General features: G+C 61.9%; 22 protein-coding genes. 9 read left to right on the forward strand and 13 right to left on the reverse strand.

Annotation, left to right across the window (positions count from 1 at the left end; translation table 11 throughout):
- Positions 1-337 precede the first annotated feature (337 nt).
- The 4 genes from MUN81_RS17440 to MUN81_RS17455 form a co-directional block, all read right to left on the reverse strand.
- Positions 338-970 (reverse strand): class I SAM-dependent methyltransferase, encoded by a 633-nt coding sequence (locus tag MUN81_RS17440; RefSeq protein ID WP_245112740.1) that lies wholly within the window; start codon positions 968-970, stop codon positions 338-340.
- 17 nt (positions 971-987) lie between these two features.
- A complete protein-coding gene (locus MUN81_RS17445; protein WP_245112742.1) occupies positions 988-3,225 on the reverse strand; it encodes a xanthine dehydrogenase family protein molybdopterin-binding subunit in 2,238 nt (745 codons plus the stop codon).
- Positions 3,226-3,291: 66 nt separating this feature from the next.
- Positions 3,292-6,036, reverse strand: coding sequence for a glycoside hydrolase family 2 TIM barrel-domain containing protein (locus MUN81_RS17450; protein WP_245112744.1), 2,745 nt, complete (start codon positions 6,034-6,036; stop codon positions 3,292-3,294).
- A gap of 160 nt (positions 6,037-6,196) precedes the next feature.
- Complete coding sequence (locus tag MUN81_RS17455; protein ID WP_245112745.1) at positions 6,197-6,601, reverse strand: hypothetical protein; 405 nt, start codon at positions 6,599-6,601, stop codon at positions 6,197-6,199.
- 215 nt (positions 6,602-6,816) lie between these two features.
- On the opposite strand from MUN81_RS17455, the gene MUN81_RS17460 reads away from it, so the two are divergent.
- The 8 genes from MUN81_RS17460 (at position 6,817) to MUN81_RS17495 (ending at position 12,912) form a co-directional block, all read left to right on the forward strand.
- On the forward strand, positions 6,817-7,308 hold the full coding sequence (locus MUN81_RS17460) for a group II truncated hemoglobin (RefSeq protein WP_245112747.1): 492 nt from the start codon (positions 6,817-6,819) through the stop codon (positions 7,306-7,308).
- A 60-nt stretch (positions 7,309-7,368) separates the two neighbouring features.
- On the forward strand, positions 7,369-7,998 hold the full coding sequence (locus MUN81_RS17465; RefSeq protein ID WP_245112748.1) for a hypothetical protein: 630 nt from the start codon (positions 7,369-7,371) through the stop codon (positions 7,996-7,998).
- Positions 7,995-9,806: an ABC transporter ATP-binding protein gene (locus MUN81_RS17470; protein ID WP_245112750.1), complete on the forward strand. Its 1,812-nt coding sequence runs from the start codon at positions 7,995-7,997 to the stop codon at positions 9,804-9,806. The genes MUN81_RS17465 and MUN81_RS17470 overlap by 4 nt, the downstream gene beginning before the upstream one ends.
- A 40-nt stretch (positions 9,807-9,846) precedes the next feature.
- Positions 9,847-10,251, forward strand: a complete 405-nt coding sequence (locus tag MUN81_RS17475; protein ID WP_245112752.1) for a hypothetical protein — start codon at positions 9,847-9,849, stop codon at positions 10,249-10,251.
- 58 nt (positions 10,252-10,309) lie between these two features.
- Positions 10,310-10,573: a barstar family protein gene (locus tag MUN81_RS17480; RefSeq protein ID WP_245112753.1), complete on the forward strand. Its 264-nt coding sequence runs from the start codon at positions 10,310-10,312 to the stop codon at positions 10,571-10,573.
- 2 nt (positions 10,574-10,575) lie between these two features.
- Positions 10,576-10,926 (forward strand): MmcQ/YjbR family DNA-binding protein, encoded by a 351-nt coding sequence (locus tag MUN81_RS17485; RefSeq protein ID WP_245112755.1) that lies wholly within the window; start codon positions 10,576-10,578, stop codon positions 10,924-10,926.
- Positions 10,927-11,011: 85 nt separating this feature from the next.
- Entirely contained in the window at positions 11,012-11,815 is an 804-nt protein-coding gene (locus tag MUN81_RS17490; protein ID WP_245112756.1) for an SDR family oxidoreductase, read from the forward strand.
- A gap of 158 nt (positions 11,816-11,973) precedes the next feature.
- The gene (locus MUN81_RS17495) at positions 11,974-12,912 is read left to right on the forward strand and encodes a D-2-hydroxyacid dehydrogenase (RefSeq protein ID WP_245112758.1); all 939 of its coding nucleotides are present in this window, start codon (positions 11,974-11,976) and stop codon (positions 12,910-12,912) included.
- Between the two features lie 44 nt (positions 12,913-12,956).
- Here the strand turns inward: MUN81_RS17495 and MUN81_RS17500 are convergent, their stop codons facing one another.
- The gene (locus tag MUN81_RS17500; RefSeq protein ID WP_245112759.1) at positions 12,957-13,919 is read right to left on the reverse strand and encodes a pectinesterase family protein; all 963 of its coding nucleotides are present in this window, start codon (positions 13,917-13,919) and stop codon (positions 12,957-12,959) included.
- Positions 13,920-14,009: 90 nt separating this feature from the next.
- Positions 14,010-14,960, reverse strand: a complete 951-nt coding sequence (locus MUN81_RS17505; RefSeq protein ID WP_245112761.1) for a pectinesterase family protein — start codon at positions 14,958-14,960, stop codon at positions 14,010-14,012.
- A 192-nt stretch (positions 14,961-15,152) separates the two neighbouring features.
- Between MUN81_RS17505 and MUN81_RS17510 the strand changes: the two genes are divergently transcribed.
- A complete protein-coding gene (locus tag MUN81_RS17510) occupies positions 15,153-16,067 on the forward strand; it encodes a carboxypeptidase-like regulatory domain-containing protein (protein ID WP_245112763.1) in 915 nt (304 codons plus the stop codon).
- An 82-nt stretch (positions 16,068-16,149) separates the two neighbouring features.
- Here MUN81_RS17510 and MUN81_RS17515 read toward each other — a convergent pair whose 3' ends face one another.
- The 7 genes from MUN81_RS17515 to bamD all read right to left on the reverse strand — a co-directional run bounded on the left by MUN81_RS17515 (position 16,150) and on the right by bamD (position 22,548).
- Positions 16,150-16,980 (reverse strand): SDR family oxidoreductase, encoded by an 831-nt coding sequence (locus MUN81_RS17515; RefSeq protein ID WP_245112772.1) that lies wholly within the window; start codon positions 16,978-16,980, stop codon positions 16,150-16,152.
- 114 nt (positions 16,981-17,094) lie between these two features.
- Complete coding sequence (gene recN, locus MUN81_RS17520; RefSeq protein WP_245112774.1) at positions 17,095-18,765, reverse strand: DNA repair protein RecN; 1,671 nt, start codon at positions 18,763-18,765, stop codon at positions 17,095-17,097.
- Positions 18,766-18,909: 144 nt separating this feature from the next.
- Positions 18,910-19,830, reverse strand: a complete 921-nt coding sequence (locus MUN81_RS17525) for a DUF4835 family protein (RefSeq protein ID WP_245112776.1) — start codon at positions 19,828-19,830, stop codon at positions 18,910-18,912.
- A gap of 5 nt (positions 19,831-19,835) precedes the next feature.
- Positions 19,836-20,486 carry a phosphopantothenoylcysteine decarboxylase gene (locus tag MUN81_RS17530; RefSeq protein WP_245112784.1) on the reverse strand — a complete coding sequence of 217 codons (651 nt, stop codon included), beginning with the start codon at positions 20,484-20,486 and terminating at the stop codon, positions 19,836-19,838.
- Positions 20,487-20,601: 115 nt separating this feature from the next.
- Positions 20,602-21,210 (reverse strand): flavoprotein, encoded by a 609-nt coding sequence (locus MUN81_RS17535; RefSeq protein ID WP_348533145.1) that lies wholly within the window; start codon positions 21,208-21,210, stop codon positions 20,602-20,604.
- Positions 21,211-21,350: 140 nt separating this feature from the next.
- Positions 21,351-21,698 carry a DNA-directed RNA polymerase subunit omega gene (locus MUN81_RS17540; protein ID WP_190923106.1) on the reverse strand — a complete coding sequence of 116 codons (348 nt, stop codon included), beginning with the start codon at positions 21,696-21,698 and terminating at the stop codon, positions 21,351-21,353.
- A 19-nt stretch (positions 21,699-21,717) separates the two neighbouring features.
- Entirely contained in the window at positions 21,718-22,548 is an 831-nt protein-coding gene (gene bamD / locus MUN81_RS17545) for an outer membrane protein assembly factor BamD (RefSeq protein WP_245112793.1), read from the reverse strand.
- Positions 22,549-22,613: the final 65 nt, after the last annotated feature.

A 22,613-nucleotide genomic window follows, 5' to 3' on the forward strand; every position in this document is an offset into this window, starting at 1 on the left:
GGGGCCGGCGGCGTTCGCGGCCGGCATGAGGATTCCGGGGCCCGCGTGGCGGGCCGGTTCGGCAGGGCAAGGGCCCTTTCCCAGGGTGATTTCCGCTACTGCGCGTGGCCGTGCAGAGGGGCCGGCTGCAGCAGTAGCGCGTTTAAAGGTATTGGCGCCCCCAACCGGAAAGCAAGGAAACTCACCGATTTATCTATGAAAACGTTTGCGGAAAAATACCGCCGCGCCTAACGCACGCCCGGTGCGCCAGTGGCGCTCGCGCACCCCGCCCTGCTGCCCCAAAAAGCCGTTCCTTAGCCCGTAAACGTGCTTTTCTCCTCACTCCTCCCCTACTGCCTCAGGCTTCTTTCTGAAACAAAAAGCTGACGATGCGCGGCACGGCGGTGCGGTCGTTGTCGTCGAAGTACTCGCGCAGGTCCAGGCAGCGAAAACCGTGCGGACGGGCGGCCGCGAGGAAGTCGGACAAGTGGTGGGTGTAGCATTCCACCGTCACCTCGGCCCCGGTGGCGGCCAAGTAGCGGGCCTTGCTGCCCTGGTACTGCTTGAATGGGTGCAACTCGCCCACGTAGAACCAGCCGCCCGGCCGCAACGCCTGGCTGCAATGCCGAAACACGGGGCCCATGTCCGCGATGTGCTCCAGAATCAGGCTACTGGTCACGAGCTCGGCCGGCTGCTGCGCCCAGCTCCACGGCTGCGTCACGTCGGCCTGCTGGAAGCGCACGTTGCCGCCCGCCAGCTTGGCCTGGGCGCGGGCCAGCATCTCGGCCGAAAAATCCACGGCCGTGACGTGGGCGGCTTTCGTGGCCAGCCATTCGGTGTTCTTGCCCGTGCCGCAGCCCAGCTCAATCACCTCCGCAAACGGCAGTTTGGCCAGCAGTTGTCGGATGGCCACGGCCTCGAGGTCGCGCGTTTTATTCAGGACCGTGTCGTAGGTATCGGCCCAGGCGTTGTAGGCGGTTTGAATGCTCATGGCCAGAAGTAAAAGTATCAGGTGCCTTTGGTGGCGGGCAGCAGCTTGTCGGGCGTGATGGGCAGCTCGCGCACGCGCTGGCCGGTGGCGTGGTACACGGCATTGGCCACGGCGGCGGCAAAGCCCACCAGGCCAATTTCGCCCAGGCCTTTGGCGCCGATGGGGTCGAGCCGCTCGTCGGGCTCGTTGATGAACTCGACTTCGATGGTGGGGACGTCGGCGTTCACGGGCACGTGGTAGTCGACCAGGTCGTGGTTCACCACGCGGCCGTAGCGGTGGTCGAGGCGGGCCTCCTCCATCAGGGCCAGCCCGATGCCCCACACCACCGAGCCCAGTACCTGGCTGCGGGCCGTTTTGGCGTTGAGCACCCGGCCGGCGTCCACCACCGACACCACCCGGCTCACGCGCACCTCGCCGGTGAGCGGGTGCACCTGCACTTCCACGAAATTGGCGCAAAACGACTTGCCCGAGTACGGCTCCATCTCCGGCGACTTCTCGGCTTTCTGCGTCACTTCCAGCGCCGGCAGCCCGTGCTGCTTCAGCACCTCGCCGAAACTCAGGCGGCGGTTCTTTTTGGCCGAAACCACGAAGCCGTTTTCCACCGTCAGGTCGGCGGCGCTCACCTTGCCCAGCGCCTGGCCCGGCACGCGGGCGGCCAGGTCCAGCACCTGCTTTTTCAGGGCCGCGCAGGCCTCGTGCACCGCCGAGCCCACCGACGTGGCCGTGTGCGAGCCCGCCTGCAAGGGCGCCTCCGGGTACGCCGCGTCGCCCAAGTCGAAACGAATCTGGGCCGGGGCCACGCCGCTGGCATCGGCCGCAATCTGGGTCATGATGGTGGCAGTGCCGGGCCCCGTGTCGGCGGTGGCGCTTTGCACGATGAGGGAGCCGTCGGGCAGCAGGCGGGCGCGGGCCGTGGCAGGGCTGCGCTCGGCTTTGTAGATGCCCGTGCTCATGCCCCAGCCCACCAGCCATTCGCCCTGCTTCATGGAGCGCGGCGCGGGCGGGCGCTTGGCCCAACCGAAAAGCGCGGCGCCGCGCTCGTAGCACTTGCCCAAGCCTTTGCTGCTCCAGGGTTTGTCGTTTTCGGGGTCGCGGTCGGCGTAGTTTTTCAGGCGCAGGGCCAGCGGGTCCATGTTCAGGGCCACGGCCAGCTCGTCCATGGCCGATTCCAGGGCGAACGAGCCGCTGGTTTCGCCGGGGCCGCGCGTCCAGGCGGGCGTGCTCAGGTCGAGCGGCACGAGGCGGTAATTCGTGTTCAGGTTGGGGGTTTTGTAAGCCGACTTGGTGGGGTGCACGATGCGCTCGGCAAACTGCTCGTAGCGCGAGGTGTTGCCGTAGGCGCGGTGCGTGATGCCCACCAGCGTGCCATCGGGTGTGGCACCCAGGCCCATCTTTTGAATGGAAAGCGGCCGGTAGCCCACCAGGTTGAACTCGTGCTCGCGCCGGTTCATCAGCTTCACCGGCCGGCCCACCTTCTTCGCCCCCAGTATGGCCGCCACCTCCGGTGGCCAGATGCGCGACGAGCCCCCAAACGCCCCGCCCACGAACTGCGAATGCACCCGCACGCTCTCGGCCGGCAGCTGGAACATCCGCATCAAATCCTGCTGCGCCAGTTTCGGGCCCTGCGTTTTGGTGTGCACCGTCAGCTTCTCGCCTTCCCAAAGCGCAATCACGGCGTGCATTTCCATGGGGTTGTGCACCTGTATGGGCGTGCGGTATTCGGCCTCGATGTGCACCGGGGCCGTTTTGTAGGCGTCGGGCTGGCCGCGCAGGTAGTCCTTTTCTTTCTGCGGTACGAGGTTTTGCGCAAGGCTGGCGGCCAGGTTGGTCTGATGCGGGGCTACCTCGTATTCCACCCGCACCAGCGAGGCCGCGTAGCGGGCCTGTTCCAGCGTTTCGGCCACAGCCAACGCCACCGGCTGGTTGCTGAAGTGAATTTGGTCGTCATAGAAAACCTTCACTTCCTGCCCGGCCACGCGCGGGTTATTGCTGGCTGTGGCGTCCTGGTAGCCGGGCACTTTCGGCGCGTTCAGGTGCGAGACGATGCTGAGCACGCCGGGCGCTTTTTCGGCCGCGGCCACGTCCAGCCGCTTGATGCGGCCGCGGGCAATGGCACTGGTCACCAGCACGCCGTGCACGCAACCCGCCACCTGCTGCTCGGCGGCGTAGCGGGCCTGGCCGGTCACTTTCAGGCGGCCGTCGACGCGGCTCAGCGGCGCGCCGGTGCTGGGGGTTGGGGGTGGGGTGTTTTCCATGGCAGTCAGGCAGAAGGGCTCTGACTTTACGGCGGAGCTAGATGGGCGTTTCACCCAAGGCCCAGGCTAGTACTGCTGCTTTACTTGAATGCCGTTGAGAATGGTCATGCCGGTGCGGGCTTTAAAATCCAGCACCAGGCCCTTGCCGCCCTGGGCACTGGCGGGCAGCCTGAAGCTCGTGGCCTGCAACGGGCTCAGGTAGGTATCAGCGCCCAGGCCGGGCAGCACCAGCTGGCCGTTCAGCCACACATCGAACGAGCGGCCGGCCGTGGGTGCGGCCTTTGCCGCCGCGCGCTGGTCGAGGTTGTAGGCCAGCTGTTCGGCGGGCGGGGCGGTTTCCAGCTCGGCAAAATGCAGCGTGACTTCGTACTGCCCGTCGGGCACATCGAGGCGGAACTGGCGCAGGCCCACGCGCTGCGTTTGGTACAGGGCGTCGTACTCGGTGCCCAGAATGTTGCGGCCCGAGCCGTAGGGCAGCCGCCCATTGCTGGGCTCCACGTAGGCCTGGCCGCCCACGTACCCCCACCGGCCGGGCGTGTACTCCTGCTCCGGCACCCACACTTGGTGCAGCGGCGCATCGGTGAAATAACGCTGGTCGCCCAGGCTCACGTTGAGTTCGGTGAAGGGGAGCCTGGCATCGGTCAGTTGCTGGGGCAGCAGCAGAAACTCGATTTCGGCCTGGTCGCTCAGTGCCTGGCCGGGCACCTGGGCCGTCAGTTGGTTCGGGCCCTGGCGGAAGGGCACCCGGAACCGTGCCACGCCAGCCACGACCGGGCGCGTGCCCAGCTCCTGCCCGTTCAGGAGCAGACGCACGGTGGGCTGGTTGGTGTACACCTCCACGGGCTGCGCGCAAAACAGCGAGTCCGGGCCCGCCGCAGTGCCGCTGCGCAGGTTCCAGGCGCGGGAGCCGATGCGCACAAACGGCGTTTTCAGCAGCTGCGACTGGTAGTAGAGGTAGGCGGCTTTTGGCTGGCGGTCGGCCGTGAGCAGTCCCTTGGTGTTGAGGTGGGGGTTGGCTTCCTGGCGCTGCTCGGCGTTGAACTCCACCAGATTCCACACGGCCGCGCCGGCCACAAACGGCCGCTTCCGAATGGCGTTCAGATAAAACTGGTGGTACTGCGCGGCGTATTCCTCGGTCTTATCGAAGCGCTGGCCCGGGAAAGCGTGCAAGCGGCTGTCGGCATCGGCCCCAAACTCGGTTATCAGCAGCGGCTTGGTGGGCAGTTCGCGGTGGTGCTGGTCCATAAAGGCCGGAAAGTCTTCCAGCTTGGGCGAGTACCAGCCGGCGTACAGGTTCCAACCCACCAGCATGGGAATGGCCGTGAGGCCGGCCCGCTGGTAGAGGTCGAAGGCACCGTGGTTCACTATCATGGTGTAGCGGGCGGGGTCTTCGCGCCGCGTGAGGGAGTCGAGCCGCTGGGCCAGCCGCGCCACCCGTTTGAAATACGCCTGGCCGGCAGCGTTTTCGCGGGTGGCGCCATCGGGCAGGCGCAGCAGCACCTCGTTCATGTAAGCCCAGATAATGACGCTGGGGTGGTTGAAATGCTGCCGAATCATCTCGGTTTGCATGGTTTCGCAGGTGCGAAAAAACTCCGGCGAGTCGGTGATGCCGTTCACCACCGGTATTTCTTCCGCCGCCAGCACGCCCAGCCGGTCGCAGGCGGCCAGCACGGCGGGGTCTTGCGGGTAGTGGGCAATGCGCAGGAAGTTGCCGCCCATCTGTTTCAGCAGCAGCACGTCGCGCTCGTGCAGGGCATCGGGCAGGGCGTTGCCCAAGCCCTGAAAATCCTGGTGCCGGCTGGCGCCGGCCAGAGCGAGGTGTTGGCCGTTGAGGAAAAAACCTTCGTTGGGGTCGAAGCGGAACCAGCGCATCCCCAGCGGGTTATTCACCTCATCGAGCGTGGCGGCGCGGGCGTTGTCATCGCCAAGGGTGGTCACGACGCGGTAGAGGTACGGGTCGTCGGGCGACCACAGGTGCGGCTTGGGCACCGAGCCCAGCGCATGCCGAAACTCCTGGCGCTGCCCGGCCGCCAGCTTCACCCGCGTCTGCTGCCGGGCCACGGTGCGGCCGCTGCGGTCCAGCACGCGGGTGGTCACGCGCACGGTGCGGGCCGCGCGCGCGTCGTTGGCGACGGTGCCGCGCACGGCCACTTCGGCCGCGGCCGCCGACACGCCGGGCGTGCTCACAAACACGCCGCCAGAGCCGTAATTGTCCAGGTCGAAGTGCACGTCGTTGGCCGCCACGAGGTACACGTCGCGGTAGATGCCCCCGTAGAAGGAGAAATCGCCGGAAAGCGGCGGTATGTTGGGGTTGGGGCTGTTGTCGACTTTCACCAGCACTTCGTTGGCCGACAAGCCCGCGCCGTCGAAACGCAGCAGCTTGCCCACGGGCACGCTGAAGGCCGTGTAGCCGCCCACGTGCCGGCCCGCCAGCTGCCCGTTCACGTACACCTCGGCGGTTTGGCTGGCGCCTTCAAAATGGAGATACAGGCTGCGGCTTTGCCACGCCGCGGGCACATGGAGCGTTTTGCGGTACCAGCCCACGCCCCGGTAGTAGCCGGGCGCGTCGTCGAGCACGTCGGCCGCGTTCCAGGTGTGCGGCACCGACACCTTCTGCCACTCAGCCGACGCCGGGGGCACTTGGGCCGTGCCCTTGCAAAACCGCCAGTCTGCGTTGAGCGACTGCGTGACCCGGCCCTGCGCCGCCACCGCCCCGGCCGCCGCCAACTGCAGCAGGCAAGCCCCCCAAACAATCAGAAAACAGCTTTTCAGCTTGCCTGCGGCGCGTGCCCAACCCGGTGCGAACATCATATTAAACCAGCATTACCGCAACGCAATCCACTGCAGTTGCAGCGGCAAGTTTCCGCAGGCGCTGCCGCCCAAGCAAGCATTTACGCTGGTTTATTAACGCAAACGTTTCCAGTCGAGGCAGCGAGTTTAATCGTCTTTGGGAACATGTGCTTGGCCAGTGCTATGGCCGGCCACGCAACCAGTTCTGAGCGTTTTCGAGCGAGTCGAACAAGTGAATGTGGAGCAGGTCGCCGATGCGTATTTGCAAATTCTCGATGGCCAGCTGCCCAAAAATGTCCGGCGAAAGCACCTGCGCAAAGTAGCGCAGCCCCGCCCCCACAATGAGCGGCGTCCAGACTTGCTCAATCCAGTCGTTGGCCGCTGAAAAATCACCAACCAGGCCGCGGTGGTCATTCAGCAGCTTCGGGCAGGGCTCTTCGCGCAGCATGTCGACATAAGTCAGGCCGCCGTCCATGATGGAGCCCAGCGTTTGCCGTCCGTGCCACTGGGCGTGAATCCAGTTCTCGGCGCGGTTGCGCTCCACGGTGAGGTACACGCTGCCGTCACCCCGCGTCAGGGATGTCATTGACTGTGAGAAATGGGCAGAAGTAGTGGCTGAGGTAGCATCCATGGTGCAAAGATGGGAGCCAGGCGCGGTATTCTAGGGCGTTGCGTAGGTGCGCAGCAATGGGGCGTTATAACACAGCAGCTCTAGTTGCCAGGCCGGTCAGCAGCGAAGTGAATAGGCGCCAGCGGAAGAGTACCTTCGCTTTAAAGCGTATTTCTACTCTCTCGGCTGCCATGACTTCTTTGCCTGATGCCAAACCCGTGCCCACGCTCTTCGAATGGGCCGGCGGCATGCCCGCCTTCGAAAACCTGACGGCCGCCTTTTACAAAAAAGTGCTACAGGACGAGCTGCTGGAACCCATTTTCCGGCACATGGCCCCCAGCCACTCGGTGCACGTGGCGCATTTTCTGGCCGAGGTATTCGGCGGCCCGCCGCAGTACAGCGCCAGCGAAGGCAGCCACTTCCAGATGATTCAAAAGCACTTCTCGCGCCACCTCACCGAGCAGCACCGGCGGCGCTGGGTGCACCTGCTGCTGGAAACCGCCGACAAGCTGCAGCTGCCCGACGACCCCGAATTCCGCTCGGCCTTCGTGGCCTACCTGGAATGGGGCACGCGCATTGCCGTCATTAACTCGAACCTCACCGGCGAGGACGCCGGCGTGGCGCCCGATGCGCCCATGCCGCGCTGGGGCTGGGGCGAGCCCGGCGGGCCGTATCAGGGGTGAGAGATAATCTGGGCCAGCGAGAGCTTTTTATTAAATCCGTAAATCGCAGATTCGTCTATCATGGCAGAACAATTAATCGGCGTTGGCTTTTGGCGCAACCTTCGCCAACCATCATTACCAGACCCCGCTTGGTTTGTGGACCAGCAATGGTCACCGATGGAGCAACAAAAGGTGCTCGCGTACCTCGCACAAGGCCGATACCTGCACTACTGGATGGGCCTTAGCTGGTGCAGATTTCGCTGCGGAGAGAATAATATGGGTGCTTGTGACCTCACAGACGGCACTTATTGCTGGCCAGAAGGCCTAGCCCATTACATCATCAAGCACCATGTTCGACTGCCAAAAGAGGTTGTACAGCACATCCTTTCGCAGTCAGAATTTCCGTTTGCCAAGGCTGCCCAAGCACTTCAAGGCCTTTATGACACCTCATGGTGGCAACAACAACGAGGCTGGCATTCTGCAGATAGCAGTTTCGTGAGTGGAGACGACGGAGAGGAAAGAAATTACTTGCGCCGTTTCGACAGAAATCAAATTGAGTTCAACGAAACAACCGATGTGACAGCAGAAGCTGTAGCAGCAAGGGAAAGGCTGGTTCAGTCACTTCGAGAAAAGTATTCTACCGGCCAGAGTAGCCAACCCCGCCCCCGCCCCCCTCGTCTAACCGGCTCCACTCCTTCCCCGCTTAGATGAGTCTCTGGCAAATTATTGCACGCCTGCTGCCCTTCGTGCGGCCCTACCGGCCGCTGGTCATTGCCACGCTGCTGCTCACGCTGGTGGGCTCGCTGGCCGCACAGGTGAATCCCTTCGTGCTGCGCTACATCGTCGATAACGTGCAGGGCCTGCTCGACCGCCATGAGGCGCTGGCCGCCGGCTGGCCCATGCTGGCCGCGGTGAGCGGCATCCTGCTGGGCAAGGAAATCATCAACACCTTCATCACCTTCGGACAGAAATATTACGGCGAGAAAATCCGCATCAATGTGTCGAGCACCTTATCGAACACGGCCGTGAGCCGGATTCTGAGCTACGAGCTGGGCTTTTTCTCCGACGAGGGCAACCAGACCGGCAAGCTCCAGACCCGCATCGACCGCGGCGTGGAGAGCCTCATGAAGCTGGTGCAAAACTTCTTCATCGACATCCTGCCGCTGTTTGCCAACGCCATTGTGGCGCTGGTGGTGATGTTCGTGGCCAACAAATGGGTGGGGCTGGTGGCGCTGGCCATCCTGCCGGTGTACTTCTGGCTGAGCTTCCGGCAGGCCGACCGGCTGCAGGGCGTGCGCCGCGGCCTGCAAAAGTTGCGCGAGGAGAAAAACCACGGCCTCATCAGCATCATCGACTCGATTGTGGTCATCAAAAGCTTCGTGCGCGAGCAGTTTGAAGGCCAGAAACAGGCCGATACCCAGGCCAAGCTGGTGAACGCCCAGCTGGTGACGCGCAAAACCAACTTCCGCTACGACGGCCTCAAAACCTTCGTGGAGCAGATTGGCGTGGTCGTCATCATCGTCCTCACGGCCTACCTCGTGCTCGACCGCCAGATTTCCATCGGCGCCATTATGTTCCACATTTTGCTGTTCAACAACGTGTCGGCGCCCATCCGGCAGCTCCACCGCATCTACGACGAGATGAACGAGGCCCTCACCTACTCCGAAGGCTTCTTCGCCATCCTCGACGCCGACGCCGCCATCGAGGAAACCGGCCCGCTGCAACCGGCTGACGTGCGCGGCACCTTCGAGATTTGCAACGTCGATTTCACCTACCCCAGCGGCACCCAGGCCCTGCACGACGTCTGCCTCACCATCGAAGAAGGCAAAACCACCGCCCTCGTGGGCCTGAGCGGCGCCGGCAAAAGCACCATCATCAACCTGCTCTGCAAGTTCTACGCCCCTGACCACGGCAAGATGCTGCTCGACGGCAAGCCCCTGGCCGACTACGACACCCACGCCCTGCGCCAGCGCATCGGCCTGGTGCTCCAGAAAAATCACATTTTCAAGGGCACCATCGAAGAAAACATCCGCTACGGCGACTTCACCTCCACGCAGGCCCAAATCGAAGCCGCCGCCCGGCAAGCCTACCTGCACGACCAGATTCTGGACCTGCCCCGCCAGTACCAGTCCGATGCCCAGCAGCTCAGCGGCGGCCAGCAGCAGCGCATCGCCATCGCCCGGCTCTTCCTCAAAAACCCGCCCATTATCTTCCTCGACGAGCCCACCGCCAGCCTCGACGCCATCGCCACCGAGCAAATCAAAAACTCGCTCGACGCCATCAAGCAGGACCGCACGGTGGTCATCATCTCCCACAGCCTCGCCCAAATCGTGGATTCGGACTGCATCCACGTCATGAAAAAAGGCCGCCTCGTGGAAAGCGGCACCCACGACGAGCTCTACGCCCGCCACGGCACCTACCGCGAGATTTTCGACGCCTCCGCCCGGAGTTTAAATATCGAGAAGCTGGCCAAGACGATGGCCGACGACGGCGACGAGGTGCTGGATACGGCTTCGTGAGTGTTTGCTTTGTCGATGAATAGGTTCATGAATTCAACTTATGCGTCCAGCGAATCAAGTATTACAGGATATTCAGCACTTTCAACCAACCGAGGGCAATTGGTTGAAGCTTGACGATTTAATAACCGAGCTGTGGGAAACTGGTGAGCCTGATAGGTACATCGAGCAACTATTTGAATTATTGGAACGGTTTCCTACTGATGAAAGCCAAGGTGTCTTGTGGGGGGTATTGCATGGGATAGAGGCTCTAAATAACTACGAGCTTGAATTGCTCAAATCTATCCAGCGTCAGCCCACCGAGATTACTACATACATGGTGCATCGTATTGCCAACACCGGAGCAACAATGACTATGGGCCGTTCCATATCTGAACTATACAGATTAATTGCCACACATCCCTTGGCTCCTGTCGCAGCAAAAGAAATTGCAGAGTCTTATTTATAGTCCCGCAACCGCGTCAAGCCAGCAGAAATTTGTGCAACAATGAATTTGTATCCATCGAATGAACATTGACCTAACTGGTATCAACACAAAATCGGCTTTTCACCAGTCGCTAAAGAAGCAATTAGATTTTCCTGAATGGGCTGGCGAAAACTGGGACGCTTTCTGGGACACTATTACTGGTTTAATTGAAATGCCAGAAAAAGTAATTTTGCAGAACTGGCAGGAATTCGAGCTTGCTTGTCCAAGGGACATGCAGATACTGCGCGAAATTATTGAGCAGTACAACGACGAAATTCCAGACAAAAAAATCCTCTTGGGTTAGGTATGACCATCGAAGACCTCCAAGCCCTATGCCTGCGCCTGCCCGGCACCACCGAGGACCTGAAATGGGGCGTGCATCTGTGCTTCAGCGTGGGCGGCAAAATGTACCTCGGCACCTCGCCCGATGCCCTGCCGCCCACCGCCTCGTTCATCGCCCCGCCCGAGGAGTTGGAAACCCTGCTCGAAAGCCCCGGCTTCAGCCCCAACAAGCACCTGGGCCGCTACGGCTGGGTCACGATTGACAACATTGCCCGCCTCGGCCCCGCGCAGTGGGAGCGCTACCTCCGGCACTCCTACCGCACCGTGCGGGCCAAGCTGCCGCGCAAGGCGCAGCAGCAATTAGAGGCTCTGTAGCCACGCCGCGGCAATTTCGGCGGTAACCTCTGCCAAACCGGACTCGTTAGGAAACACTCCTTTCCTCCTAACCTTTCCACATTTTATGGCAACCCAAACCGCCCTCATCACCGGCGCCAGCAGCGGCATTGGCCGCGAGCTGGCCACCTGCTTCGCGCAAGACAAATTCAACCTCGTGCTCGTGGCCCTCGAGCCCGACCTGCTCAACCAGGCCGCCTCGGAGCTGCGCCAGCAATTCGGCGTCGAAGTCACGACCATCGCCAAAGACCTGTTCAAGCGCGACGCACCGTTTGAGGTGTACAACGAAATCAAGCAGCAAGGCCTGCAGATTGACGTGCTGGTGAACGACGCCGGCCAGGGCCAGTACGGCACCTTCGACACCACCGACATCAACCGCGAGCTCGACATCATTCAGCTCAACATCGGCGCCTACGTGGTGTTTGCCAAGCTCTACCTGCAGGAATTTAAGGCCCGCAACGAGGGCAAAATCCTGTTTGTGGGCAGCATTGCGGGCGAACTGCCCGGCCCGCTGCAAGCCGTGTACCATGGCACCAAGGCCTTCGTGAATTCCTTTGTCGAATCCATCCAGGAAGAAAACAAGGACTCGAACGTCACCATCACCAACCTGCTGCCGGGCATCACCAAAACCGACTTCTTCAACAAAGCCCACATGACGCAGGCCAAAAACGTGGCCGAAGGCCAGGGCATGGAGCCCGCCGACGTGGCCAAAGAAGGCTACAAAGCCCTGATGAAAGGCGAAAGCCGCATCATTGCCGGCGTGATGAACAACGTGCAGGTGGGCTTCAGCAAAGTGATGCCCGACCCGCTGGTGGCCGCCCAGGTACACCAGCAAAGCAAGCCCGTCGACGGCGACGAAAGCGCCCGCTAGCGGCATTTTGGAACCGCTCAGCTCGTAGCGCGGACCACCGAGCCCGCGCTACGAGTCGACCGGCTTCATGAAACGTACGCCATTTACGCAGCAACTTTGCCGGCCCGCTCACGTTTTGGGCGTTCCCCCAATTTTGCCGCGTCCTGCGCGGCTCCTGCATGCGTCTTTTTGTTTTTTCTCCGCTGAGTGCTTCGGCGCGCGGGCACCTGCAACGGCTGGCCCCCTCCGACCTGGAAATCATTTTCTGCAACGACCTGCCCACCGAGCAGCAGTTTCCGGCCTTCCAAGACGCCGATTTGCTGATGGGCAACCCGCCGCCGGCCTGGTTTGCGGCCGGGGCCCCACCCCAGCTGCAGTTCTGGCAAATCGATTCGGCCGGGTTCGAGCGCTACCGACAGGTGCATCTTTCCATACCGGTGGCCAACATGGGCGACTTTTTCGCCTGGCCCTGCGCCGAAACCATGGTGGGAGGCCTGCTGGCCCTCTACCGCCACCTGCCCGAGCTGGCCGTGCTGCAGTCGCAGAAGAAATGGGTGGGCGGCGCCTTCGTGCGCAACCGCGCCGGCCTGCTGCGCGGCAAGCGCGTGGTGGTGCTGGGCGCCGGCGCCATTGCGGTAGCCGTGCGCCAGCAGCTCCACGGCTTCGAGTGTGCGGTTCAGCTGCTGGCCCGCACCAGCCCCTCGGCCCAGCTCCACACCAAGGAGGAGCTCAAAGCGGCCCTGCCCGACACCGACATCGTAATAAACACCCTCCCTGGCAGCGCCGTGGGCTTTTTCTCCGCCGACTTGCTGGAAGCCATGCGCCCGGGCAGCATCTACGCCAGCGTGGGCCGCGGCAACACCACCGACGAGCCCGCCCTGCTGCGCCTGCTGCAGGCGGGCTACCTCGGCGGCGCCGTGCTCGACGTGACGGCCATCGAGCCCCTGCCCACCGATAACCCGCTCTGGAGCCTGCCCAACGTGCTGCTCACCCAACACACCGGCGGCGGCCAGGCCCTCGAAGACGAAAGCAAAGTCGACATGCTGCTCGAAAACCTGGAGCGCCTGCGCACCAGCCAGCCCCTGGTGAACCTGGTGGAGCTGAGCAAGGGCTATTAAGCACTAGTTGAACGTCATGCCTCGGCTGCGCTTGGCATGACGTTCTACTTCCCCGGCAGCCACGGCTCACCGGCCGCAAAAATGGTCTTGAGCGTGTACTGCTTCGCCTCGGCCGCGGTGAGCTGGTGCGACCACGCCACGCGGCCCTTCGGATTGGCACCCGGCCCGGTCGACTTGTATTCCGCGAAATAGGCCGTCTTTTCGTTTTCGGGGTTTTTCCAGTTGTCCCAGGCGGTGGGCGTAATGTGGGCGCCCATGGCGGTGTTGAGGTACACCACTCGGGCATTGGGGCGCCAAGGCCGGCCCAGGTTTACTTTTTTGGCCAAGGCCGTGTCGGCGGTCAGCGTGCACTTCATAAACACGAAGCCGAACGCCTGCCCCGCCGGCGTGGACGCCGCCGTGATGAAGGAGTTTTTCTTGCTCTTGATGGTGCAATGGTCGAAAACGGCCGTGCTGGCGCCGAAAATGAAATCGGTAGTTCCCTCGATGTAGCAGTCCTTGAAGTACTGGCGGGTGCCGCCCGTGGCCAGCAGCAACACGTCTTGGTTCCCCACCATGCGGCAGTGGCGGAAAGTGGCGCGGTCGCCCTCCACGTGCAGGGCCACGGCCTGGCCAGCGGTATAGCCCGCGGCGTTTTCAAACGTCAGGTTTTCGGCTGCAAAGTCGGGCGCCTGCACCAGCACCGAGTGCGAGGTTTGGGTATTGTGCCCGGCCGCGTCGCCGGTGTGGTCGCTGAACGTGATGACGGTGGCCGCCGCGTCCTCTCCCACCAGCCGCAGATGGGTTTTGCCGGCGGGCACCACCAGCTTTTCGCGGTAAGTGCCCTTTTTGATGCGGATGGTGACGGTGGTGGGCGACTGGTTGGGCACGGCGTCCACGGCTTCCTGCACGGTGCGGTAGGTGCCGCTGCCATCGGGCGCCACGGTGATGGTGCCGGACTTGGGAGCAATTTGGGCTTGCGCGGCAATGGAAGCCAGCAGCAGAACCGCCCAGATAGATTGTTTCATTAGTAAAGGGGAGTGTAGCGTGGCCTCTGCGAGTCCGCGCATGGACTAACGTTCAATTAGGCGCGGACTCGCAGAGTCCACGCTACCGCATCATTTAGCTTCGGGGTTCCAGCCGTGCAGCACGTTGTCGCGGGTGTACACTTTGGCTTCGGCCTCGCTGAGCTGGTGCGACCACGGCGCGCGCTTGGTGGGCGCCGCACCGGGCCCGCGGCTTTGGTATTCGGCGTAGTAGGCCGTTTTCTTGTTCGACTCCTTATCCCAGGGGTCCCAGCCCTCGGGCCGAATCACGGCGCTGAGTTCGCAGTTGAGGTACACGGTTTTGGCGAAGGGGCGCCAGGGCCGGCCCAGCCCGAAGCTGCCCACCGGTGCGTCGCCGCCGATGCGGCAGCGGCTGAACACGTAGCCAAACCGAGCCGTGTCGGGCGTGGAAGCCGCCGTGACGAAGCCGCCCTTCTTGCAAAAAATCTCGCAGTCCTCAAACCAGGCCGTGCTGGAGCCGAAGATGAAATCCACCGTGCCTTCGATGTAGCAGCTCTTATAAAACTGCCGGCTGCCGCGCCCATACGTGTACAGCGTGTCCTGAAAGCCCAGAAACCGGCAGTTCACAAACGACGCTTTGTCGCCATCAACCCACATGGCCACGGCCTGCCCCACCGGCCCCGACGAATTCTGAAATGTGAGGTTCTCAGCCGAAAAATCGCCGCCGTAGATGTAGCAGCTTGCCGAGCCCGACGTGCCCTTGTCTTCGCCAAAGATGTTTTTCTTCTGGTTGTAGTCGTCGTAGGTCAGGATGGTGCGGTCCCGGTCCTCGCCAATGAGCTTGACGAATTGCTTGGAACCGGCCAGAATCAGTTTCTCCTTGTAAATGCCCTTTTTGACGAAAATAGTGGTGACTTTTTTCCGGAAGTCGGGCACGGCATTGAAGGCCTCCTGCACGGTGCGGAACTTGCCGCTGCCATCGGCGGCCACCACGAAATCGTAGCCCCAGGCCCGGCCCAGCCCGCCGCAGCTCAGCAGCAGTAGCAGCAATAGATTCTTCATGGTTTGGGAGGTGTTGCGGCCGCAACTTACCGGCCGCCCCGGGCAATTGGCGCGGCCGGGCACGGGTATTTTCGCGCAATCGTTGCCGGGAACGATGGCGCGGGCCCGGCAAAAACCATTTTCGGCCGGCGGCTTATGCAATTCCGGCGCGGGCCGCATCAGCCTGCTACTTGCACCCTTAAAGCCTCGCTGATGCGGTTTTTACTACTCCTATTTTGCGGCGTCTGGCTGCTGCCCCACCTTGCGCTTGCTCAAACCACCGTTTCCGGCCGCGTGCTTGATGCCGAGACCGGTAATGGCCTGTTTGGCGTCACCGTGCTGCAAACCGGCACGCTCAACGGCGTCTCCGCCGATGCCGAGGGCCGTTTCTCCCTAACCTTGCCATCGGCAGCCGACAGCATTGCGCTCACGTTCTACTATATCGGCTACGTTACGCAGCAGCGCCGCGTGGCCGCCGGCAGTACCAGCATCGTGCGGCTGGTGGTTGATACCAAGCAGATTATCGACTGCGAAGTAGTGCAGCCGCTCGCCGAAGTTGGCCTGAGCAGCGGGCTTCGCTACGCCCCCTTCGGCGGCGCGCTGAAGCTGTACGGGTCGCGGCTGGCGCGGCTGCCCATCACGGCCAGCGTGGGCTACCAAACCAATTTTAGCAGCAACCAAGTAGTCACCGCCGGCCTGAACATACATAGCATACAGTCAGGTCGCCACTTCGTCATTTACCCCAGCCTCGACTACCAGCACCTGCGGGCCGCGCCGGCCAACCTGCTGTTCAGCAGCTACACGGCCACGGCAAGCACGTCGATTCACGGCATCGGGGCCGCGTGGCTGCCCAACCTACTCCTGGGATGCGGCTACGCCCAATTCACCTCCCTTACCGCCGAGACTCCGACCACGGTAGCTGGCTACGGCTACGTGTTTGGCCTCAGCAGCTCGGAGCTGCCGCTGAACCTGGTGGGTAGCGCGCAGGCCACACACTGGCCCGGCGGCTGGCAATGGCAGGCGCGGCTTCAGCACTACCTGCCAGGGCACTTGTTGGCCGGCGTGGCCTTCAACCAAGTGCGCAGCTACGCAGAACTCTCTCTGACCGTCAGCCGCACCTTGTATTAGGCGACGGCCACGGCTGCCCAACCCAGCCCACAAAAAAAGCCCGACCAACCGGTCGGGCTTTTTCCTTTTCAGGAAAGCACCTCTATTCCTGCATGCCGGCCACTTTCGTCAGCACGTCCACAATCTCGGCCGAGATGCCGGTGGTGCTGAAGCCGCCGTCGTGCATGAGGTTCTGCATGGTCACGTAGCGGGTCAGGTCCGAGAAGAGCGAGATGCAGTAGTCGGCGCAGGCCTCGGCCGGGGCATTGCCCAGCGGCGACATCATGTCGGCGAAGTTGTAGAAGGCGTCGAAGCCGGTGATGCCGGTGCCGGCCGTGGTTTTGGTGGGCGACTGCGACACCGTGTTCACGCGCACTTTCTTGAGCTTGCCGAAGCGCTGGCCGTAGCTGCGGGCAATGCTTTCGAGCATGGCCTTGGCCTGCGTCATGTCGGTGTAGTCGAGAAAGGCGCGCTGCGCGGCGATGTAGCTCAGGCCCACAATGCTGCCCCACTCGTTCATGGCGTCGAGCTTCTCAGCCACGGCCATCATCTTGTGGAACGACAGCGCCGATACGTCGATGGTCTGGTTGAAGAATTTGTAGTCCAGCTCGCCGTAGTGCTTCTTTTTGCGGATGTTGGCGCTCATGCCAATGCTGTGCAGCACGAAGTCAATCTTGCCGCCCAGCTGCTCTTGCGCCCCCGAAAACAGCGCCTCCAGCTCTTCCACCGACGTAGCATCGGCCGGGATGATGGGCGCGTTGCACTCCTCGCTCAGCTTGTTGATTTCGCCCATGCGCATGGCCAGCGGCGCGTTGGTGAGCACAAAACGGGCTCCTTCGGCGTGCGCCCGCTGGGCCACTTTCCAAGCAATGGATTGGTCGTTGAGGGCGCCGGAAATAATGCCGACTTTGCCGGCGAGGAGGTTGTTAGCCATTGTTTTTTAGGGTAAGAGGGTATGGGGGTAGGAGGGTACGAGGGGCCACAGGCCACCAAACCCGGCGCAAGTTAGCTAATCCTTCCTACCCTCCTACCCCCATACCCTCCCGCATTATCCCACCGTTTCGCCCCGCAGCGCCAGCAGCTCGCGGGCGCTCTGGAAGGCGTTTTCGCTGGGCTTGGCCCCCGCAATCATGTGCGCGATTTCCTTGATGCGCTCCTCCTGGCTCAACTCGCGGATGCGGCTCACCGTGCGGTCGGCGCGGTCTTCCTTGTACACGAAGTAGTGCACGTCGCCAGCAGCAGCCATCTGCGGCAGGTGCGAAATGGCCACCAGCTGGTGCTTCTGCGCCATTTGCTGCATCATGCGGCCCACTTTCACGGCAATCTCGCCGCTGATGCCGGTGTCAATTTCGTCGAACACTATCGTGGGCAGCGCCGTTTTATCGGCCAGCATGTACTTGATGCACAGCATCAGGCGCGAGAATTCGCCGCCCGAGGCGGCCTTGCTCAGCGTTTGCGGCTGGGCGCCTTTGTTGGCGGTGAAGAGAATGTTCACCACGTCGATGCCGCTGGCGGTGGGCGCCCCTACTGCGTTTTGCACCACGATGCGGGCGTGTGGCATGCCGAGGTCGGCCAGCAACAGGCCCAGCTGCTTCTCGAAGTTGGGGAACGACTTGCGGCGGCTTTCCGACAGCTTGGCGCCCTGCTTGGTAACGGCGGCCAGGGCGGCGTCGGAGTCCTTGCGCAGGCGGTTGATTTCCTTGTCCAGGTTCAGCACTGAGCTCACTTTCTGGCGCAGGCTGTCGCGCACTTCAATGAGGGCGGGCAGGTCGCGGGCCTGGTGCTTGCGCTGCAAAGTGTAGAGCACGTTGAGGCGGTCCTGCAGTTCCTCGGCGCGGGCGGGGTCGCCTTCGGTGCGGCGCTCGGCCACTTCCACTTCGTCGGCGATGTCGTGCAGCTCAATCAGGCAGCTTTCCAGACGCTCGCGCAGCTCCTTGAAGTTGTCGGCGTAGCTGGCCACCTGGCCCAACAGCACCGAAGCTTCCTTCATGGTGCCAGTGGCGCAGCTTTCGCTGTCGCGTAGGCCGTGCAGCGCCTGGCTCAGCTTGTATTTGATTTCCTCGGCGTGCTCCAGCTGCTTCACCTCCTGTTCCAGGGCTTCCTGGTCTTCGTTGTCGAGGCGGGCTTCTTCGAGCTCGCTCAGCAGGAAGCTATTGTAGTCCAGCTCCTTGCTAGCCTGAGCAGCCTGGCTTTCCAGAGCCTGCAAGTCAACTTCCAGCTTGCGGTAGGTGCGGAAAGCGCTGCCGTACGCGGTGCGCTGTGGCACCAGCCCGGCGTACAAATCCAGCAGGTTGAGTTGGAAAACCCCGTCGCCCAGCAGCAGCGTGTCGTGCTGCGAGTGAATGTCCATCAGGTTGGCCCCAATTTTCCGCAGGGCTTCCAAGGTCACGGGCGTGTCGTTCACGAAAGCGCGCGACTTACCATTTGGGCTGATTTCGCGCCGCAGAATGCAGTGCGTGTCGTAGTCCAGGTCTTCGGCGTCGAAGATGTCCTGCAGCTGGTAGTTGGCAATGTCAAACTGGCCCTCAATCACGCACTTGCGTTCGGTATCGAACAGCATGCGCGAGTCGGCGCGGTTGCCCAGCAGCAGGCCAATAGCGCCCAGCATAATGGATTTGCCGGCTCCGGTTTCACCCGTAATGATATTCAGCAATGGCGACGGCCGCAGCTCCAGCTGCTCAATCAGCGCGTAATTCTTAATTCGTAAATCGACAAGCATAACTAATGTAAAGTCGTTGGATAATCAGCCGTCATGCTGCGCGCAACCGAAGCATCTCTAGCGCGAGAGTAGTTAGGTACTTCCCCGGTAGAGATGCTTCGGCTGCACTCAGCATGACCGTTTTTCTGGTTCCAATTCCAGGTTTTACTTCAATACAGTTTGGTATTTAGCCGAATTGCCGGGGTCCACTTCCGTGAGCATGGTCACAAGCTGCTGCTTCTGCGACTGGTCCGGACTGGTGCGGAAGATGTTGGCAATTTCCTCGGCCTTAGCGTCGAAAAACGCCCGGAAAATCAACGAGCCCGGCCGCGTAATGGCGGCTTTCTGGATGCCGGTGAGAGCAGCCATTACCGAGGCGCGGGCTTCTTCGGGCTTTTCGATAAACACGTCCATGCCCAAGCGGTAGTAATTGTACAAGCCGGTGCGCACGGCTTCAAATTGCGGGTCGGTGAGGTTGTCGAGCAGGAAGTGACGCTCGCGCGAACCCGTGCCGCGCCATCCTTCGTCGGGCTCGTTGGTGGTGGTCTGGTTGGCCGAGTAGTTCACAATGTTGCGGGCCAGCTCGTAGTACGGCGTGCCGCCAAGCTTGCCGAACGTGTCGCGGTCGATGCCAATGACGAGGTAGGCGTAGTACCCCAGCAGCGACGACAGGTTGGAGTCGAAGCTGTTGGGCGAGAAGCGCAGCGACATCTGCGGCGAGTAGTTGAAATTGAAACTCTTGTCGTTGATGCTGATGACGTTGGTTTCGTAGCCCGTGCCGTACACCGGCCGCGTCGACACCAAGCGCATGATGCAGTTGTAGGTGCCGTTTTGCGGGATGGTGGTGATGCCGATGAACATGCGCAGGCGAATGCGCTCCCCGTCGCGGTAGGTTTGGGTGGTCCAGGCGCGGTTGTTCAGGAACTCGCGGATGTCCTTTTGCATGCTCGTGACGATGGTGGGGTCCGAAATCGTCACGTTTTCGGTGGTCACCGTCACTTCGGCCTGCAGCTCCTGGGCGCGGGCCACGGGGCCGGCCAGCAGCAAAACGAGTATCGGCAGGGCCGCGAGGAGTTTTCGCAACATGGTTTTCAATGGGTTGCGGCCCGGCGGGCCAGAATCAGGCTTACCAGTCCGCGGGCCACGTCGGCTTTGGACTGCAACTCAAAATTAACGATTTGGCCGGCGGCGTCCAGCACGGTCACCTTATTGGTGTCGTGGCCGAAACCCGCACCCGCGTCGCGGAGCGAATTCAGCACGACGAGGTCGAAGTTTTTCCGGTGCAGCTTGTCCTGGGCATGGGCCAGCTCGTTCGTAGTCTCCAACGCAAAACCGACCGCAAATTGTTCAGCCCGCTTGCGCTGGCCGAGCGTGGCGGCAATGTCCACGTTTTTGACCAGCTCCAGCGTAAGCGTGTCGCCCGATTTTTTAATCTTTTCAGCCGCCACGTGGGCCGGCCGGTAGTCGGCCACCGCCGCCGCAAACACCCACACGTCAGCCGTTTCGGCGGCGGCTGCAGCGGCGGCAAACATTTCCGCCGCCGTTTCCACCCGCACCGTGCGGATACGTGGGCTCGCCGGGTCCGCCAGCTGGCTGGGGCCGCTTACCAAGGTCACTTCGGCGCCTTCAGCGGCAAAGGCTTCGGCCAGCGCGTAGCCCATTTTGCCGGTGGAGCGGTTGCCGAGGAAGCGGACAGGGTCGAGGGGTTCGTAGGTGGGGCCAGAAGTGATAAGGACGCGCATGAGGGCTTATAATTTGGAAGAGCAACCCAAAGAACGTCATGCTGAGCGCAGCCGAAGCATCTCTACCGGGGAAGTAAGTACAGTTAGTGCTGCGGTAGAGATGCTTCGGCTGCGCTCAGCATGACGTTCGCTCAAACCCAACACTATCAAAAAACTGCTCGAGTTCCGCCACCATGTCCTCAGGCTCCAGCATGCGGCCGTGGCCGCTCAGGCCGCTGGCCAGCTCACCGCTGGGCGAATCGAAGACGTGGTTGCCGAAGCTGCGCAGCCGGGCCAGGTTCTGCGTCACGGCGGGGTGGGCGAACATGTCCAAGTCCATAGCCGGAGCCAGGAACACGGGGCAGCGGGCCGACAAATACACCGCGCACAGCAAATTGGGGCACAAACCATTGGCCAACTGACCAATGGTGTTGGCGCTGGCCGGCGCAATCAGCAGGGCATCGGCCCAGAGGCCCAGCTCCACGTGGTTGTGCCATTCGCCAGCGGCCGCGTCACGCAAAAAGCCCGTCAGGACGGGCTTTTTGGAGAGCGTGCCCAGGGTGAGGGGCGTCACAAACGCGGAGGCGGCTTCGGTGAGGATGACCTGCACTTCGGCTCCGGCCTTCACGAGCAGGCGGGTGAGCGGCGCGGCTTTGTATGCCGCGATGCTGCCGCTCACGCCCAGCAGGATGCGGCGGCCGCGGAGGGGGCTGGCTAATTGGTTGCTGGTTGTTTGTTCGGCCATGAAGCTAGAAACTGGTAAACAAAAGAACGTCATGCTGAGCGCAGCCGAAGCTCTCTACCGAGGAAGTAATTCGTTACTCTCGCGGTAGAGATGCTTCGGCTGCGCTCAGCATGACGTTCGTATTGGCGAACCCGGCAGCCTTAGAACAGCTCGCGGGGAATCGGCACTTCTTCCGGCTCAGGCGTGGTGTAGGCAATCTTGCCCTGCAGGAACTCCTCGATGGCCAGGCTGGTGGGCTTGGGCATGCGCTCGTACTGCTTCGACACCTCAATTTGCTCGCGGTTCTCGAACACTTCTTCCAGGTTATCAACCGTAGAAGCGAACTCGGCCAACCGGTCGTTCAACTCTTCTTTCAGCTTCACCGACAGCTGGTTGGCGCGCTTCGAAATCACGGCGATGGCCTCGTACACGTTGCCATTGTCGCCGGTGATGTCGGCGATGTTGCGCGTCACGATGGAGCTCGACGGGGTGTTGGGATTGGGTTTCATGGGCATAATGAGTTACTAATTAGTTGGATGCCGCGGTTGGCGTCGCCTTCAACCGGGTGATTTGGGCCTGGCTGACATCGTACATGTCCTGCGCGGCTTTCAGGTTCTTGCTCTTGGGATAGGCGTCGATGAACTGCTGGTAGAAGCTCACCGCCTCCAAATAACGCTCACGCTGCTTGGACTCGATGCTTTCCTGTGCCCAGGCATATTGGGCGCTGAGGCGCAGGAAGGAGGCCTGCTCGGCGTAGGCCGAAGCGGGGTATTGCAGCTGGAAGTTGGTAAGGGCCACCACGGCAGCCTGGTTGTAGCGGAGCTGGTAGTACAGCCGGGCGCTTTCAAAGGCTTTGTTTTCCAGCTTCTTCTGCAGCTCCTGCGACATGTTCTCGGTTTCGCCCTTGAACTTGCTTTCGGGGTAACGGTTCAGGAAATCCTGAATCGACTCCAGGGCCGACACCGTGTTGGTTTGGTCGAGCTCGTAGCCAGGCGAGTCCAAGAACAGCGACCGGGCGTTCAGAAAAGTAGCTTCCTCGGCATAGTCAGAGTTCGGGTACGTATCGATGAACTGCTTGAAATAGAACGCGCTCAGCACATAGTTGCGCTGCTTAAAGTTGGTATTGGCGAAGTAGAACTGGGCTTTTTCGGCCTCGGGGCGGCCCTTCAGCAGCGGAATGAGGTCTTCGAGCAGCGTGCCGGCCCGGAAATAGTCGCCTTTGTCGTAGTACTGCACGGCGGCTTCGTACTTCTTGTTGACGTCGGTGCTTTTCAGCAATTTTTGGTAGCCGCTGGCGCAGGAGCCCAACAAGAGCGTGCTAACGAGCAGAAACAGAACCGTGAGGCGGGAAATCGGCATAAGGGGTGCAAAGGTAACGATTTGAGCCGGCGAAGGCAAACGCGGCGCCAACTCCGGCCGGCCCG

The sequence above is a fragment of the Hymenobacter sp. 5317J-9 genome, from assembly GCF_022921075.1.
Taxonomy (GTDB): domain Bacteria; phylum Bacteroidota; class Bacteroidia; order Cytophagales; family Hymenobacteraceae; genus Hymenobacter.